The sequence below is a fragment of the Paraburkholderia sp. BL17N1 genome (assembly GCF_003634175.1).
In the GTDB taxonomy this organism is placed as follows: Bacteria; Pseudomonadota; Gammaproteobacteria; order Burkholderiales; family Burkholderiaceae; genus Paraburkholderia.
Map to the genome: position 1 here is coordinate 364,222 of NZ_RBIW01000001.1, position 16,586 is coordinate 380,807.

General features: G+C 63.8%; 12 protein-coding genes. 6 read left to right on the top strand and 6 right to left on the bottom strand.

Going from position 1 to position 16,586, the window contains the following annotated elements; genetic code table 11:
- Positions 1–59 precede the first annotated feature (59 nt).
- The 3 genes from dcd to apbC form a co-directional block, all read right to left on the bottom strand.
- Positions 60–629 carry a dCTP deaminase gene (dcd, locus tag B0G82_RS01625; RefSeq protein ID WP_012432068.1) on the bottom strand — a complete coding sequence of 190 codons (570 nt, stop codon included), beginning with the start codon at positions 627–629 and terminating at the stop codon, positions 60–62.
- A 343-nt stretch (positions 630–972) separates the two neighbouring features.
- On the bottom strand, positions 973–1,506 hold the full coding sequence (locus B0G82_RS01630) for a superoxide dismutase family protein (protein WP_106279920.1): 534 nt from the start codon (positions 1,504–1,506) through the stop codon (positions 973–975).
- 222 nt (positions 1,507–1,728) lie between these two features.
- The gene (apbC, locus tag B0G82_RS01635; protein ID WP_121306459.1) at positions 1,729–2,817 is read right to left on the bottom strand and encodes an iron-sulfur cluster carrier protein ApbC; all 1,089 of its coding nucleotides are present in this window, start codon (positions 2,815–2,817) and stop codon (positions 1,729–1,731) included.
- Between the two features lie 346 nt (positions 2,818–3,163).
- On the opposite strand from apbC, the gene B0G82_RS01640 reads away from it, so the two are divergent.
- Positions 3,164–3,817, top strand: coding sequence for an OmpA family protein (locus B0G82_RS01640; protein ID WP_106279916.1), 654 nt, complete (start codon positions 3,164–3,166; stop codon positions 3,815–3,817).
- Between the two features lie 362 nt (positions 3,818–4,179).
- On the top strand, positions 4,180–6,315 hold the full coding sequence (metG, locus tag B0G82_RS01650; protein ID WP_121306460.1) for a methionine--tRNA ligase: 2,136 nt from the start codon (positions 4,180–4,182) through the stop codon (positions 6,313–6,315).
- A gap of 114 nt (positions 6,316–6,429) precedes the next feature.
- On the opposite strand, the gene B0G82_RS01655 is transcribed toward metG, so the two are convergent.
- Entirely contained in the window at positions 6,430–10,935 is a 4,506-nt protein-coding gene (locus B0G82_RS01655) for a translocation/assembly module TamB domain-containing protein (RefSeq protein ID WP_121306461.1), read from the bottom strand.
- Positions 10,936–10,963: 28 nt separating this feature from the next.
- Positions 10,964–12,799, bottom strand: a complete 1,836-nt coding sequence (locus B0G82_RS01660) for an autotransporter assembly complex family protein (RefSeq protein ID WP_121306462.1) — start codon at positions 12,797–12,799, stop codon at positions 10,964–10,966.
- Between the two features lie 342 nt (positions 12,800–13,141).
- On the opposite strand from B0G82_RS01660, the gene B0G82_RS01665 reads away from it, so the two are divergent.
- The 4 genes from B0G82_RS01665 to panD all read left to right on the top strand — a co-directional run bounded on the left by B0G82_RS01665 (position 13,142) and on the right by panD (position 15,679).
- A complete protein-coding gene (locus B0G82_RS01665) occupies positions 13,142–13,327 on the top strand; it encodes a DUF3460 family protein (protein ID WP_007175923.1) in 186 nt (61 codons plus the stop codon).
- A gap of 4 nt (positions 13,328–13,331) precedes the next feature.
- Positions 13,332–14,207, top strand: a complete 876-nt coding sequence (locus B0G82_RS01670; RefSeq protein WP_116119239.1) for a ScpA family protein — start codon at positions 13,332–13,334, stop codon at positions 14,205–14,207.
- A gap of 202 nt (positions 14,208–14,409) precedes the next feature.
- Positions 14,410–15,243, top strand: coding sequence for a pantoate--beta-alanine ligase (panC, locus tag B0G82_RS01675; RefSeq protein WP_116119238.1), 834 nt, complete (start codon positions 14,410–14,412; stop codon positions 15,241–15,243).
- A gap of 49 nt (positions 15,244–15,292) precedes the next feature.
- The gene (panD, locus tag B0G82_RS01680; protein ID WP_012432059.1) at positions 15,293–15,679 is read left to right on the top strand and encodes an aspartate 1-decarboxylase; all 387 of its coding nucleotides are present in this window, start codon (positions 15,293–15,295) and stop codon (positions 15,677–15,679) included.
- Positions 15,680–15,880: 201 nt separating this feature from the next.
- Here the strand turns inward: panD and B0G82_RS01685 are convergent, their stop codons facing one another.
- Positions 15,881–16,519: a ParA family protein gene (locus tag B0G82_RS01685; RefSeq protein ID WP_116119237.1), complete on the bottom strand. Its 639-nt coding sequence runs from the start codon at positions 16,517–16,519 to the stop codon at positions 15,881–15,883.
- Between the last annotated feature and the right edge of the window lie 67 nt (positions 16,520–16,586).

Here is a 16,586-nt window from a genome sequence, read left to right on the forward strand (position 1 = left end):
GCATTCTGTCAATGGCAGCGGTCACCCGGTATAGCTGGTGGGTCAGTGCGCTGCCGGCGTCACGTTTTCGGCAACGTGACGCCGTGCTGACCTTGATATTTGCCGCCGCGATCCGCGTACGACGTTTCACAAATTTCGTCGCTCTCGAAAAACAGCACTTGAGCGACGCCTTCGTTCGCGTAGATTTTCGCAGGCAAAGGTGTCGTATTCGAGAATTCGAGCGTGACGTGCCCTTCCCATTCCGGCTCGAACGGCGTCACGTTGACGATGATCCCGCAACGCGCATACGTGGACTTGCCCAGACACACGGTCAGGACGCTGCGCGGAATGCGGAAATACTCCACCGTGCGCGCGAGCGCGAACGAATTCGGCGGGATGATGCAGACGTCGCCCTTGAAGTCGACAAACGACTTCTCGTCGAAATTCTTCGGATCGACGATAGTCGAGTTGATGTTCGTGAAGATCTTGAATTCGTCGGCGCAGCGGATGTCGTAGCCGTAGCTCGACGTGCCGTAGCTGACAATCTTCCGGCCGTCTTCGGAGACGCGAACCTGATCGGGCGCGAACGGCTCGATCATGTTGTGCGACGCGGCCATGCGCCGGATCCACTTGTCGGATTTGATAGTCATAGGTGAACGCTGCTCGACGTGAATGACAGAGATGTGACGGATAACAACCCGGTAACTGCCGGGTCACTTTCGGCTTGCTGCGCGCCTGCTTTGCGCTGACTCCGCGGAAGCGGCCCGGGCGGCGTGCGGTTCAGGCGCCCTACGCTTGCCCTTCGGCGCGTCCCGCCCATGCGGCAGAACAGGCCTTCCGGCGAGCCCGCCGAACGAAAGGCGCTCATTTTACGCGATCGTGAGAATGGTGCCGCAGCTTGGCTTGAAGAGCGCTCCGATGCCTGCCCCAAGACCGCCCGACCGGACGCTGGCGGCCCGTACCCGGGCCTTGATCACGCAGCTTCCCCAACGCTCACTGGCGAATCAGTCCGCAGGCGAGCGCGGGACCCGCGCCATGTTGCGGATAGGCGTAGGGATCGGTCGCGTCGTGGTGCAGCAGAACCGCGCGCTGCAACACTGAGCGGATGCCGTCGAGCGAGACGTCCGGTGCAACGATGAAGCCCGTGGCCACGCCGTTCGCGTCCGCGTGAATATTGCCGAGGTCGCCCTCGACGCGCGCGCCCGATTTCAGACGCTCGGCGGCCGGCGAAAACACCTGACCGGCGCTGGAACCGTCGGCGGCATTGCAGTCGCCGCGCTCGTGCACTTGCAACGCGTGGTCGCTATTGGGCTGCATGCCCGCGAGATTGTAGGTGACCTGCACGCCGTCCGAGCGCTCGATGAACGTGACGAGACCGCGCGCCTGATTGCCCACGGTGGGCAGCAACTGCGCGTCCGCACGTTTTTCCTGTGGTCTCAGGAACGCGCTACAGCCGCATAACAGCACACTGCTGGCAGCCAGGACGATGAACGCATGCACCGCCTGCCCGTCGATTCGTTTTCCCATGCGATCCTCTTGCCGGCCTGGTGGCCGCCCCTGCGGCCGCCGAGCCGAACTTGTGAAGTCGACATGATACCGCGAGACCAGGCCAAAACAGACGCCTTGGCCCCTTGTCCGAACGGCTGATCAAGCGCGGCCTCTCGAACCCGGCGCGTCACGCCAGCCGGAGGGCGTGATCCTCGAGGAGCCTTCCCGCGCGGCAAAAAACTTAGTGCAGCGCGCGTTTCCTCAGGTGTTCTGGACCACGATATTGGGAAACTTGGACGTCATGTCGCGAGCGCGTTCGGCGATATGGACCGCCACCTTGCGCGCGATCGACCGATAGATCTCCGCGATACGTCCCTGCGGGTCGGCCACCACGGTCGGTTTGCCCGAGTCGGCCTGCTCGCGGATCGCGATGTCGAGCGGCAGGCTGCCGAGCACATCGACGCCGTACTCCTTGCCCATGCGCTCGCCGCCGCCGGCGCCGAAGATATGCTCTTCGTGCCCGCAATTCGAGCAGATATGCATACCCATGTTCTCGACGATGCCGAGAATCGGAATGCCCACCTTCTCGAACATCTTGAGGCCCTTCTTCGCGTCGAGCAGCGCGATGTCCTGCGGCGTGGTGACGATCACCGCGCCCGTCACCGGGACGCGTTGCGAGAGCGTGAGCTGAATGTCGCCGGTGCCTGGCGGCATGTCCACGATCAGGTAGTCCAGATCGTGCCAGTTCGTCTGTCGCAGCAGTTGTTCGAGCGCGGAAGTGGCCATCGGACCGCGCCACACCATCGGATTGTCCTGCTCGATCAGAAAGCCGATCGAATTGGCCTGCAAGCCGTGGCCGGTCATCGGGTTCATCGACTTCTCGTCCGGCGACTCGGGGCGGCCGACGATGCCGAGCATCATCGGCAGCGACGGGCCGTAGATGTCCGCGTCGAGAATACCGACCGACGCGCCTTCGCTCGCCAGCGCCAACGCAAGATTCACGGCAGTCGTGCTTTTGCCGACGCCGCCCTTGCCCGACGCCACCGCGACGATATTCTTAACGTTCGGCAACAGTTTCACACCACGCTGCACGGTATGCGCCGCGATCTGCTGCGACAGCTGGACACGCACGTCCGCCACGCCCGGCACGGCGCGCAGCGCATCGGAAAATTGCGCGCGGATCGCGTCGAATTGGCGCATGGCCGGATAGCCGAGTACCACCTCGACGCTGACCGTGTCACCCTGCACGGCGACGTTCCTGATGTTCTTGGCGGCTGCGTACGGCCTGCCGGTGTTGGGGTCAGCGACGGCTGCGAGGGCAGCGTCGACCAATGCCCGATCGATACTCATTGACACTCCGTGGGGAACACCTGCGGCGCAGCGGAATCGAAGTCTCGGCCACGCGCCGGAATTTGAAAGAAATTGTTAGACAGCATTGCGAAAACCAGGCGTGCCGGGCACCCTTCGGGCAGGCGGAACGCCATGGGGCCGCATCGCTGCGTGCTTCAGTCATTATTGTAGTGGCTGACGCCACGGCGTGCCGGAAGACCCTTTTTTACTGTCGGACCGAGGCTGAACAGGGCGTAAGACTTTTCGTATTGGTGAACCGACGGCTTCATTGCCGTCATCTTCGCCAGATATATTTATTTGATCGCGCCTTGCTCGCCTGACTCGCTTCACTCAACAGGAATCAAAAATGAATGCAAAAATCATGACTCGCCTAGCAGTCTTCGCGGTTGCCGGTTCATTGCTGGCCGGCTGCGCCAGCCAGCAGGGCACGAACACGGCTGTCGGTACTGGTGTGGGCGCCGGCACTGGCGCGGCGCTGGGCGCGATCTTCGGCGGCGGCAAGGGCGCGGCGATCGGCGCGGGCGTCGGCGCGGCGGTGGGCGGCATCACCGGCTACAACTGGCAAGCCATTCACAACAAGCTGTCGGGCGCCACCAAGGGCACCGGCACGCAAATCACCGAACAGCCGGACGGTTCGCTCAAGCTGAACATTCCGAGTTCGGTCACGTTCGACACCAACAGCTACGCAGTCAAGCCGTCGTTCGCGCCGGTGCTGGATCAACTGACGCAAACCATGCAGCAGAATCCGGAACTGATCGCACAAGTGATCGGCTATACGGACAGCACGGGCCAGCCGGCCTACAACCAGACGCTGTCGGTGAACCGTGCGGAAAGCGTGACGGGTTACCTGGGCCAACGTGGCGTCGCGCCGCAACGCCTGTCGGCACAAGGCATGGGCCAGAACCAGCCGATCGCCGACAACAACACTGAAGCCGGCCGTGCCGCGAACCGCCGCGTGGAAATCTATCTGCGCGCTACGGCTCAGCACACCACGCAATAAGGACGAGACCGAGGGAGATTGAGAAAGCCGGTCGCCGGGGTTGGACCTTCGGCGACCGTTATGCTTTGGAAAGCCGTGAAAGGCGGCGGAAAAGAAACTCGCAGGGGAACGAAAAAAATTTCGAACTCTGCCGAAAATCCGCTGTCTGTCTTTACGGTACGTGGCTGGCGAAGCCGCCGCGTCACCATTCTCCTCTTGTCGTTGTTGCTCCGGGGTTAATAGCCCCGGTTTTTTTTGGGCGCTCGGTTTACACACCGTCCGGCCCGCAGCGACTCACGCCGCGCCCAGGCGGCCCGCCCCGCGCCGGGCGCCTGCCCTGCTAGAATCAACCTTTCGTCCCACCGCAGGCTCCCGCCATCCTTATGTCAGCACCCGTAACCGATCTCTCCGCAGGCGCGCCGTCAGGCCGTCGCCAGATTCTCGTCACGTCGGCCCTTCCGTATGCGAACGGGCAAATCCATATCGGCCACCTGGTCGAATATATCCAGACGGACATCTGGGTCCGGACGTTGCGAATGCACGGACACGAGGTCTATTACGTGGGCGCCGACGACACGCACGGCACGCCCGTCATGTTGCGCGCGGAGAAGGAAGGTCTCACGCCGAAGCAGCTGATCGACCGCGTCTGGCAGGAACACAAGCGCGACTTCGACAGCTTCGGGATTTCGTTCGACAATTACTACTCGACCGACTCCGAAGAGAACCGCGTTCTCAGCGAAAACGTCTATCTGGCTCTGAAGGAAGCGGGCCTGATCGACGCGCGCGATATCGAACAGGCGTATGACCCGGTCAAGGAAATGTTCCTGCCGGATCGCTTCATCAAGGGCGAATGCCCGAAATGCGGCGCCAAAGACCAGTACGGCGACAGCTGCGAAGTATGCGGCTCGACTTACCTGCCCACCGAGCTGATCAATCCCTACTCGGTCGTCTCCGGCGCCACGCCGATTCGCAAGACGTCAACGCACTATTTCTTCCGCCTCTCCGATCCGCGTTGCGAGAATTTCCTGCGCGCATGGGTGGGCGGCCTTGCGCAGCCGGAAGCGACCAACAAGATGCGCGAGTGGCTCGGCGACGCTGGCGAAGCCAAGCTCGCCGACTGGGACATCTCGCGCGACGCGCCGTATTTCGGCTTCGAGATTCCGGGCGCGCCGGGCAAGTATTTCTACGTGTGGCTGGACGCACCGGTCGGCTATTACGCGAGCTTCAAGAATCTCGCCGAAAAACGCGGCCTCGACTTCGACGCGTGGGTTCGCAAGGGTTCAACCGCCGAGCAGTATCACTTTATCGGCAAAGACATTCTGTATTTCCACACGCTGTTCTGGCCGGCCATGCTCGAGTTTTCGGGCCACCGCACGCCGACCAACGTGTTCGCGCACGGTTTCCTGACCGTGGACGGCGCGAAGATGTCGAAGTCGCGCGGCACCTTCATCACCGCGCAGAGCGTGATCGACACGGGCCTGAATCCGGAATGGCTGCGCTACTACTTCGCGGCCAAGCTGAACAGCACGATGGAAGACCTCGACCTGAACCTCGACGACTTCCAGGCGCGCGTGAACAGCGATCTGGTCGGCAAGTACGTGAACATCGCGAGCCGCGCCGCCGGCTTCCTGATCAAGCGCTTCGACGGCCGCGTGCAGGACAGTGCGATGCAGCATCCGCTGCTCGCCTCGCTGCGTGCCGCCGTGCCGCAAATCGCCGCGAACTACGAAGCGCGCGAGTACAACCGCGCGCTGCGTCAGACCATGGAACTGGCCGACGCCGTGAACGCATACGTCGATACCGCCAAGCCGTGGGATCAGGCCAAAGATCCGGCGAACGGCGTCGCGCTGCATGAAACCTGCAGCGTGAGCATCGAAGCGTTCCGTCTGCTGTCGCTGGCGCTCAAGCCGGTGCTGCCGAAGCTCGCCGAAGCGGTCGAAGGCTTCCTCGGCATCGAACCGCTGGTATGGGCCGATGCCAACGTGCCGCTTAGCTTCACGCGCCCGATCAATGCGTACAAGCATCTGATGACGCGCGTCGATTCGAAGCAGATCGACGCGCTGATCGCCGCCAATCGCGACTCGCTGCAAGCCACGCCGGAAGCAACCGCGCCGGCCGATGCCAAAGGCAAGTCGAAGACAGCGAAAGCAGCCGCCGCCGACAAGGACGAAACGTCCGGCATCATCTCGATCGACGACTTCGCGAAAATCGATTTGCGCATTGCGAAGATCGTCGAGTGCAAGGCGGTGGAGGGATCGGACAAGCTGCTGCAGCTTACGCTCGACATCGGCGAAGAGAAAACCCGCAACGTGTTTTCGGGCATCAAGTCGGCGTATCAGCCGGAGCAACTCGTCGGCAAGCTGACGGTGATGGTCGCGAACCTCGCGCCGCGCAAGATGAAATTCGGCCTGTCCGAAGGCATGGTGCTGGCCGCCTCCGCCACCGACGAGAAAGCGGAACCGGGCCTGTACATCCTGGAGCCGCACAGCGGCGCGAAGCCGGGCATGCGCGTGAAGTAAGAAGCGCGCGGCGTCTCACACAGCAAGCAAGCATGAAAAAAACGGCACGCCCTAAAAAGGCGTGCCGTTTTTTTGACCCCAAGCGCGAAGATTCAAGCGCAGCCAATCGACCCATCACCAGCGAATCCGGTCGAAGCGCCGCGTGTAAAACAGTTCGACGCCGGTGAACGTGCCGCCGTAAGCCCCGACCGACCAGTACCGCGTCAGGTTGACCGTCGCCTTGATCGCATTGCTCGCCGACTGCAGCCCCTGTTCGTAGCCGATCACGAGCCACTCGTTGATCGCCTTCGACACCATCACCACTTGCGGATCGGTCAAGCCGACTTCGCTTTGCCCGACCGAAAATTCGTCAAGCCCGAACGTCTGCGCGATCCGCTTGCCGCTCGCGCTGCCGAGCAGCGCGAGCGCCGTCGTCATGGTGCTTTGCTGACCGAGGTTGTTACCCTGATCCGTGCCGTGGCCGAACAGCAGCCACGAGAGCTTTTCGTTGTCCGGCACGTTCGGCTCGGACACCAGCTTCGCCGTCGGGAATTGAACCGTGCCCGTGACCTGTACGCCCGCCTCGACCTGCTGGTTGCGGCGCATGGCCAGGATATTGATGCCTGGATTGGCCACCGGCCCGTTGAACGTGAAGAAGCCGTTCTCGATGTTGAGCTTGCGGCCGAACGCCGTGTAGGTCGAGCCCTGCGTGACGCGCACGTTCCCCACCGCGCGCAGCGGAAGATCCGGCGCGCTCATCGCCGTGATCGTGCCGGTCAGGCCCAGGTCGGCGCCCTGGCCGCGAAAACGGAAGTTGTTGCCAAGGCTGATGTCGATATTGGCGCGCGGCGCAAACGGACCGATCGGCTTGTTGGTGCCAGGCACGGGCCGCGGCCGCTCGCCCGCCACCGAACCGTCCGGGCGCACCACCACGACGTCGTCGCCGAGCTTCGGCGCGGACTGCTCCGGCATGTCGAACAACGCATGATCGACCACGAATTTGCCGTTGATCGCCATGCCGCCCTGCGCGCCCGCGTTCGCGACGCTCGCGCTGCCCGACAGCGACAAGTTACGATCCGGCGCCGCAAACAGTTCGAGCTTGTCCGCGACGATGCTCGCGGTCAGATCAGGCTCCGCGCCGTCCAGACGCACACGCCCGGTGGCACGCAGGGTGCCGCTTGCGCCGTGAAATTCAACCTGCTGGAAGTCGACCAGATTGTGCGAAAGCGCGATGCGCACCACGCCTTCCTTCAACTGCACGCCCTGATCGACCATGGTCGCGGACAAGCCGTCGCCGAGCAGCGAGCCGGTCAGGTTCGGCTTGGCGACGGTGCCGCCGAGCACGAGCTTGAGCGCGAGGTGGCCGTCGAGCAGATAGCTCGGGCCGAACAGGCCGCCGGTCGTTTTCAGCGACGGCACGTTGGCGTTCACATTGCCGGTGAGCGCGCCGTCTTCGTTGAGGGTCAGGAAGCCGTCGCGCATCACCAGCGTGGTGTGCGCGTCGGCGTCGATCACGCCGATGCGGCTCGCCTGCGCGTGCAAGGTGGCATTGAGCCGGTTGCCGCCGCTGAACTCAGCGCGCGCGGCGAGGCTCGAAATACCGAGAGACGCGAGCCCCCGGCCGATTTCAACCGTGACGTCGCCGCTGCGGCGCTGCAACTGGATGTGGCCGGTCGCCGTGCTGCCGAGCGCGAAGTCCCAGTCGCCATCGAACACGAGATCGGTTTTGACGTGCGGCGGCTCGCCCGTGATCTCGCGCCGCAGGTCTTGCAACCGCGCGACCGAGATGCCGGTCAGACTGCCGGCCGACTGTACCTTGCCGTGGTCGAAGACAAAGGTTTTCAGGCTCAACACCGCGCCTTCGAGCGTGAGCCGGGTCGTGCCGAGCGTCAGGCGGTCCGGCCCGGCGCTGACGGCGAGCGGCGACTCGAGATTCAACGCCGGCGTGCCGCGGTTCTGCAAGCGCGTGACGGTGCCGTCCCAGCGCGTGCCGTCGCGCGCTTCGGTCAGCTTGCCGTTGGCGGCGAGCGTGAGATCGAGCGGACGCTCCTGCAGCTTGCCGGTGGCCGCGGCCTCGAGCGTGTGATTGGCGCGCGTGCCGGACAGACGTGCCGTGAGCGTGCTCAGATCGACGCCGCCCGCGCTGACATTGCGCGCGTCGGTGGTGAAGACGAGCGCGCCGTTCGCGCCGTCGCGCAATTCGGCGTGCCCTTCCGCATGGCCGATGTGGTTGCTGCTGAAAACCACGCTGTCCGCCTTGTAGTTCAGCACGACGTTCGGATGCGCGAACGAGCCGGTGACGTCGCCATCGGCCGCGATAAGTCCCGCGAGACCGAAGCCGAGTCGTTCCAGCGCCGGGGCGTCGACGTGGAACTTCAGCCGGTCGCCGCGTGCGCCGAAGCTGCCCTGCAGATCCACCTGATTGCCCGCCACCGAGAGGTTCGCGCGGCTCGGCAAAATCCGCGAACCCGCCAACTGGATCGTTCCGCCGCCGGTCAGCGGCAGGCCGTCGTAGACGCTTGGACCGAGCTTGAATTCGGCCCTGGTTGTGAAGACTGGACCGAGCATGCCGGCGGCGGTGAGCGTGCCGGTCACGCGCGCTTCGATCTTGCGGGCGGGCGGAGCGCCGCGTTTCTTTGGCGGCGGCGTTTTACGCTCGACTACCTCGGTTTTGACCGCAGCCTTGGCGGTGTTTTTCACGGCGGCGGCGGCTTTATCGGCGGGCGCCGCGGATTTTGCGCCGGCCGTGCTGCCCGCTTGCGCGGCGGCAGCCTGTGCGGGTTTGGTGTTTCTGGCCTGGTTCGCTGCCGGCGCCGCTTCGGCTACCGGCTTACGCGACGGCATCTGCGAAGTCAGCGTCAACGGATCGAAATCGGTCAGTTGCGCTTTCAGGTTGTAGGTGGAATTCGCGTCGTGCTTGAGTGCCCCGGACAGGTCGATGCGGCCTTTACCCGATGTGATGCGCACGTCGTTGAAGCTCATGCGGGCGGGATCGAATGTAACCTTGCCCTGGGCGCGCAACGCCGCTTTCGGGTCGGCGAGATCGAGCGTGAGGCTCTGCACATCGTCGTTCAGGCGCACGCCGATGGGGCCGGACAGCTGCGTGGGGCGCACCGTCGCTTGCAGCGCGTTCAGGTCGAGATTGGCGACGCGCAGATCGAACTGTCCGCGCTTGCCGGATAGCGTACCGCCGCCGGTGAGCGTAGCGTTCTTCACGATCCGCACGGCGAGGTTCGAGATGCGCTGCGCCTGGGCGTCGAGCCGCACGTCCGCGTTGGCGTCGATTAGCGGCAGCAGGTTCTGGTCGATCGCGCCGGGTTTGGCGTTGACGATCGAAACGTGGCCGGCGACGGCGAATGTCGCGGCGGATTGGAGGTTGCTTTTTCCGTTTTTCGCCACGGGCGGTGGCGCTGCGCTCGCGGCCTGGCTTGCGCTTGTGAGGGCACTTTGGCTGGCGGCGCGGCTGCGGGTGTCGGCTGCGCTGGCGGTGTTCGCGGTGTTCGCGGTGTTCGCGGTGTTCGCGGCATTACCGGCACTCGCCGAACTTGCGGGCTTTCTCACTGCCTTCGCCCCATCTGCCGCGCCTGTCCCGGACGCAGCGCCTGTTGCACTCGCGGCACTCTCAGCACTCGCCCCCAGCACGACCTCCCCCGCTGCACCCTGCCCCACCGGCTGCAACTCGGCCCGCACGGCCAGATCGGCCAGCGGTGCCCCGGGCGCGAAAGCCTGCGGATTGATGTGATCGAAAGTCAGCGTGGCGCGCTGCAGCGGCACGTCGCCGAAGGGCGTAGCCTCGACCCGCGCATGACCGGCGAGCTTCATGCCGCTAGCGTCGAGTTCCGCGATGAGATTCTCCAACGAGCCGCTCAGATGGCCGCCCACCTGCACCGCTTCGTCGTTCACCTTCCCCGAATAGCCGATCTCCCCGCTCAACGGAAACGGCCGCACACCGTCGAGTTTGGCGGCCGCCGTCACCGCGCCGAACGGCGTATCCAGCCGCTCGATCGCGGCTTCGTGATGGCGCCCGTCGCTGCGACCATGAAAGACGAAGCGCGAGAATTCGGTTGTCGACGCGCCCTGATGCAGCAGCAGCTTGTCGACCTGGACGTCGCGGACGTCGAGCTGCATCGGCAAGCGCAAATCCTGCGGCAGTTTCACCGGCCCGCTGCTGCTCGACGACGAAGAACCGATGCGCGCGTCCACCGTGCCGATATGCAGATAGTCGATCGTGAATCGCCACGGCTCACGCGCGAGCGCCCAGCGGCCCGCCACGCGGTCGATCTGAATATCGGTGCCGCTGCCGTCGAGGCTGCGCCAGCGTACTTGCCGCAATTGCACGCCATTGGCGAGCGTCCCTCGCTCCAGCGTGCCGCTCAGCTTGCCGCCCAGCAGCTTCACCGCCGCCTGCCAGGCATAGGCGGTGCCGCGCTCGGTGGTCAACGCGCCGTACAGCAAACCCACTCCCAACGCGAGCAACAACACCAGCACGGCCACCATCCACGCGAACGTTTTCAGCAGCAACCGGCCGAGGCGGCGCCTGGGCGGCGGCGCCCCGGGCGGCGGCTGCTGTCCCGGCGGCTCTCCTGGCGGATTAGCGCCGGGAGGCTGCACGGGAGGTTGAGTGGAAACGTCGGTGGTCATGCGTGGATCATGTGGAAGCAGGTTTTCATCAGAAGGCAATGCCCAGCGTCAGATACGGCCGCACGCTCCTGTTGCGAATGCCGTAGGCGAGATCGACGTTGACCGGTCCAACCGGGCTGCGCCAGCGCGCCCCGACGCCGACACCGGGATAAAAGACTTTTTCGCCCCATGTGTCCGTGGCGGTGCCGACGTCGAAGAACGCGGCTGCGCCCCAGTCGTGATTGAACCAGTGCTGGTACTCGGCCGAGCCCGTGACGAGATACTTGGTGGGCAGCACCGAACCATCGACGCTGTTACCGATGCTCTGATAGCCATAGCCGCGCACCGAATTCGATCCGCCCGCGCGAAACAGCAGCGACGCCGGAATGCCGCTCGAAGGGCCGCTCGTGAACACGCCGCCGAGTTCGGCGCGAATCAGCACGAGGTCTTGCTTGCCGATCGGCAGATACTGCTGACCGCGCGCGTAGCCGCGAATGAAGGTCTGGTCGGTCAGCACGCCTTTGACCGCGAAACCCGCCTCGACGTGAATCAGGTTGCCGCTGCGCGGAAACAACGGGTCGTCGGTATGGCGCCGGGTCCACGACCAGGACGGTACCAGCGCGCGGCTCGTGGTCGGCTCCGCCGCATTCTGATCGAGCCGGTCCTGGTAGTACAGGAGCGAGTAGTTGTAGTCGATAAATTGCGAGGTCCGGGCTCGCTGCACGCCGCCGCGGATACTGTAAATACGCGTGTCGGATACGTCGGTGGTGGTGTAGGACGCCAGCGTGCTATTGGTCCACCCACGCGGCCCCGGCGGCATGGCGAGCTGGATTTGCCCGTATTGCTGGATCTGGTCGACGCGACCCTGAATGGTGAACGGCCACGCTTTGCCGAACGTGTCGAGATACGAATAGGAACCCTGGACCAGCGGACCGTTGTCCGTCGAATAGCCGACGCCGCCTCGAATGCTGTTGTACGGATATTCCGACACCTTCACGTGCACCGGCGTCTCGACCGGCTTGGCGGGGTCGCTGTTCACGTCGATCGCAACGCTCGCGTAGTAAGGCGTGTTCTGCAACTGCCGCTGCAATTCGGTGATGCGCTGAATGTCGTAGATATCGCCCACCGAAATCGGATTCACGTTCTCGACGATCTGTTCCGGATAGCGGCGCGTGCCCGATACGTCGAGCTTGCCCATCGTGAAGGTCGGCCCGCTGTCGTACGTGACCGACAGTTTGGCCTCGTGCGTGCGCGGATCGACTCGTGCCTCCGAGTGGTAGACCTTCGCGCCCAGATAGCGACGCGCCTGCAAGGCCTTGAGCGACGCGTTTTTCGCATCGTCCCAACCGCCCTGCGAGAACGGATCGCCTTCGTGCAGTGAAAATGCGAAGCGCGCGGTGTTTTCCTGCTCAGGATCTTCGGTCAGCACCGGCCCGCGAAACGACAGCGAAACCGAAGAGACGACGGTCTGCGGACCGGGATCGACGCTCACCGTGACGCGCTTCGCATCATCGACGGTACGCACATCCGTGCGCACGACCGGCGTGAAATAGCCCTGTGTGGAGGCCAGATCTCGCACCTGCTGGGGCGTGGCGGTGATCAGAAACTCGAACTGGTCGTCGCTGATGTCGGGGCGTTTGGCGAAACGCGCGATATCCAGATGCGCTTCCAACAGCTTGCGCAGCGAGCGCGGCGTGGCTTCGATGTCGACCTTGTAGCTGGCTGCCGCTTTCGCTGCATGAGCGTTGCCGGTTGCCAGCGCCAGCATGACGAGGCCAAATGCCAGCCACGTGCGCGGCCAGTGCCGCATGGGCGTGCGATGCCCAGACCCGGAACCGGCCTTGCCGCGCCGCAGCCGCGGCTTGTCGATCGCGCACCCCGCCAAACAGGACCTCCGGCCGTGGTTGATGAATTTTGTCGCTCAGGCGCGCCGCGGCGGCCGAAGCACGCTATTTGACCACATTGGCGCGACGCCGCCAGATCTCTAAAACAACGTCCGCGGCACGCCAGCCGCCAACGCGCCCGCCTTGGACGCACGCCGCGCCACGCGGGTTCCAGCTATTTTCATACACCGCCCGCCCGGCTATGCCGCGGTTTTTCGACCCCGCGCCGCGCATGCGGTAAAATTATGGAATAGCAGCGGCACCGTGCGACGAAACAACCCAGATGCGAGCTACGCAAATGCGCGCCGGGCAGCCGCCAATTCCCATACCACGGACGTCGAGCCATGTATCAATCGGACATCACCCAGTTCCTGAACCAGCTCAAGCAACAGAAACCCAATCTGGAAGCCGAACAACGCCGCGGCCGCGCGCTGCTGTGGGACAAACAGCCGATCGACCTGGAAGAACGCGCCGAGCAGAAAGCCTCGCGCGTGGAACAGACGCCTTACTCGTACTATCAAAACTTCTAAGCGCGTGAGTCACGCCGACGAGGCTCACGGCGCACCGCCGGCCCCCGCCGACGCCGCGCTCGCCGCGCCCGCCACCGATTCGACACCGGACACCGTCGACGGCATTGCGTTCGCACGCCTGTACGGCGAGCCGCTCTTCAAGCTGCCGACGGACCTGTACATTCCGCCGGACGCGCTCGAAGTCTTTCTCGAAACGTTCGAAGGACCGCTGGATCTGTTGCTGTACCTGATCCGCAAGCAGAACTTCAACGTACTCGACATCCCGATGGCGGACGTCACGGTGCAATACCTCGGCTATGTCGACCAGTTGCGCCAGACCAATCTCGAACTCGCGTCCGAGTATCTGCTCATGGCCGCGATGCTGATCGAGATCAAGTCGCGCATGCTGCTGCCGGTCAAGAAAGCCGACAGCGGCGAGGAAGCCGAAGATCCGCGCGCCGAACTGGTGCGGCGCCTGCTCGAATACGAGCAGATGAAACTCGCTGCGCAGCGTATCGACCAGTTGCCGCAACTCGGGCGCGATTTCCTGCGCGCCGAGGTCTACATCGAGCAAAGCATCACGCCGCGTTTTCCCGACGTGAACAGCGAAGACCTGCGCGCCGCGTGGGCCGACGTGATCAAACGCGCCAAGCTGGTCCAGCATCACAAGATTTCGCGCGAAGAACTGTCGGTGCGCGAGCATATGAGCTCGATCCTGCGGCAGCTGCAGAACGCGCGCTTCATTGAGTTCTCCGACCTGTTCGACACAAGCAAGGGCGTGCCGGTGGTGGTGGTGAATTTCATCGCCGTGCTCGAGCTGTGCCGCGAAACGCTCGTCGAAATCACCCAGGCAGAACCCTTCGCGCCGATTTATGTGCGCCTCGCCTATCTGCCCGCCTGACGGCCTCGAACGGGGCGAAATCCCGCATATCAGGATTTAACCCGATGGGGAAAGCCGCCTCTTTTCGGTGCGGCGGCCACGCAAATCCACTACAATCCCGCGCTCCGAACCTGTCATTACCAGTGAGGCGGCGGCCCGCGCGATTCCGTAGGGATTTGCGTCCAGCCAGTCTCGCGCCGCGCGAGGAAATCCCTGTCCGATCATGAAAGTCATCAGCTCGATCCATGAATTGCGCGACCAGTTGCGCGGCCAGAATCGCACGGCCTTTGTGCCGACCATGGGCAATCTGCACGAGGGCCATCTGTCGCTGATGCGTCTCGCCCGCCAGCACGGCGATCCGGTGGTGGCGAGTATTTTCGTCAATCGGCTGCAGTTCGGTCCGAACGAGGATTTCGACAAATACCCGCGCACCATGGAAGCGGATATCGAAAAGCTCCAGAAGGAAAACGTCTACGTGCTGTTCGCGCCGACGGAAAAGGATCTGTATCCGGAGCCGCAGGAGTACCGCGTGCATCCGCCACACGATCTGGGCGATATCCTCGAAGGCGAATTCCGGCCTGGTTTCTTCCAGGGCGTGTGCACGGTGGTGATGAAGCTGATGTCGTGCGTGCAGCCGCGCGTCGCCGTATTCGGCAAGAAGGATTACCAGCAGTTGATGATCGTGCGCCGCATGTGCAACCAGTTCGCGCTGCCTACGGACATCATCGCCGCCGAAACCGTGCGTGACACCGACGGGCTCGCGCTCAGCTCACGCAATCGCTATCTGCAGGCCGCCGAGCGCGCCGAAGCGCCGAAGCTGGCCGCTGAATTGAATCGCGTGCGCGACGCCGTGCTTTCCGGCGAGCGCGACTTCGCGAAGGTCGAACAGGCGGCGATGGCGGCCTTGGCCGCGCGCGGCTGGCAGCCGGATTACATCGCGGTGCGCAAGCGCTCGAATCTGCTGCCGCCGGGTCCGCAAGACGCGAACGCGGAACTGGTCGTGCTGGCGGCCGCCAAGCTCGGCGCCACTCGTCTTATCGACAACCTCGAAATCTGAAGCCGTCTCAGATAACGTAGACACGCATAAGAATCACACAGGATTGGTCATGCAACGCAATATGCTGAAGTCGAAGATCCACCGCGTCGCGGTCACGCACTGCGAGCTGCACTACGAAGGCTCGTGCGCGATCGACGAAGACTTGCTGGAAGCGGCGAATATCGTCGAGAACGAGCGGATCGACATCTGGAATATCAACAACGGCGAGCGTTTCTCGACCTACGCGATCAAGGGCGAGCGCGGCAGCGGCATGATTTCGCTGAACGGTTCCGCCGCGCGGCGCGCGCAGTTGGGCGATCTGGTGATCATCGCGGCGTTCGCGGTGGTGGATGAAGCGGAACTGAAGGCCGGCTGGAAGCCGGACCTGGTTTTCGTAGACGACAACAACAAGATCAAGGGCAGCCGCGATCACGTGCCGACGCAGAACTGGACCTGAACGCCCTGTAGTTCGCTTGAGCCCTCGTCTGGTCGCGGCGCTGAACGCTTCTTTTTGGCCGGGTCAAGGCGTGGGCGTGAAATGTCAGTCTGGACTTTCAGCCCTCGTAGACCACTGGCGTGCGCCCTTCGTTAAGCGTCCAAAGACTTACAACGTGGGCTGCATCACCGTGTAGCGGGCCGCTCGGCCCGCCTGCCCGCTTCATCCTTTCTTGCCGCTCCCGTTAGTCCATTCGAGGATCGGCTGCCACTGCTCCAGATCCTTCTCCACACGGCTTTTCGCGACGTCCCACAGGGTCAGCCCGTGGGCCGCCAATTGCACGTAGTTCTGCGTGTCGCGCAAAAAACCCAGCACCGGCAACTTCAAACCCTCGACGAAACGATGCAGTTGTTCCGCCGAGCGGGTGCGCGCATCGACGCGCATGCCGACCACGCCGATTTCGATCGCGCCTTTCCTGACGGCCTTCTCCTTGGCCAGCCGTTCGAGGAATTCCTGGGTGGCGAGAATATCGAACATGGACGGCTGGAGCGGCACGATCACCTTGTCCGCCAGATCCAGCGCGATACCCAGACGATTGCCGTGCAGCCCGGCCGGCGTGTCGATCACCGCGTGCTCCAGCCCTTTGGGCGGTTTGGCCGGCGCGTCCTGATTGACTTCCCAGGTTTCGATGGCCGGCAGCGTGTCGGGCCGCAACGACAGCCACGCGTGCGCGGACTGCTGTTTGTCCAGGTCCGCCAGTGCGACCCATTCGCCGGCTGCGGCGAAATAGCCGGCCAGATTGGTCGACAGCGTGCTTTTGCCCACGCCGCCCTTCGGATTCGCCACCACGATCACCGTCATGAATTCTCCCGGAAAGAAGGCTGGGCGCCGCCAGCCGGTTTGCCGCGCAGTTGCGTTGACATGCGCA

Coding starts and splice junctions, on each gene's coding strand:
- dcd (WP_012432068.1), bottom strand. CDS start 629: ATGACTATCAAATCCGACAAGTGGATCCGGCGCATGGCCGCGTCGCAC.
- B0G82_RS01630 (WP_106279920.1), bottom strand. CDS start 1,506: ATGGGAAAACGAATCGACGGGCAGGCGGTGCATGCGTTCATCGTCCTG.
- apbC (WP_121306459.1), bottom strand. CDS start 2,817: ATGAGTATCGATCGGGCATTGGTCGACGCTGCCCTCGCAGCCGTCGCT.
- B0G82_RS01640 (WP_106279916.1), top strand. CDS start 3,164: ATGAATGCAAAAATCATGACTCGCCTAGCAGTCTTCGCGGTTGCCGGT.
- metG (WP_121306460.1), top strand. CDS start 4,180: ATGTCAGCACCCGTAACCGATCTCTCCGCAGGCGCGCCGTCAGGCCGT.
- B0G82_RS01655 (WP_121306461.1), bottom strand. CDS start 10,935: ATGACCACCGACGTTTCCACTCAACCTCCCGTGCAGCCTCCCGGCGCT.
- B0G82_RS01665 (WP_007175923.1), top strand. CDS start 13,142: ATGTATCAATCGGACATCACCCAGTTCCTGAACCAGCTCAAGCAACAG.
- panC (WP_116119238.1), top strand. CDS start 14,410: ATGAAAGTCATCAGCTCGATCCATGAATTGCGCGACCAGTTGCGCGGC.
- panD (WP_012432059.1), top strand. CDS start 15,293: ATGCAACGCAATATGCTGAAGTCGAAGATCCACCGCGTCGCGGTCACG.
- B0G82_RS01685 (WP_116119237.1), bottom strand. CDS start 16,519: ATGACGGTGATCGTGGTGGCGAATCCGAAGGGCGGCGTGGGCAAAAGC.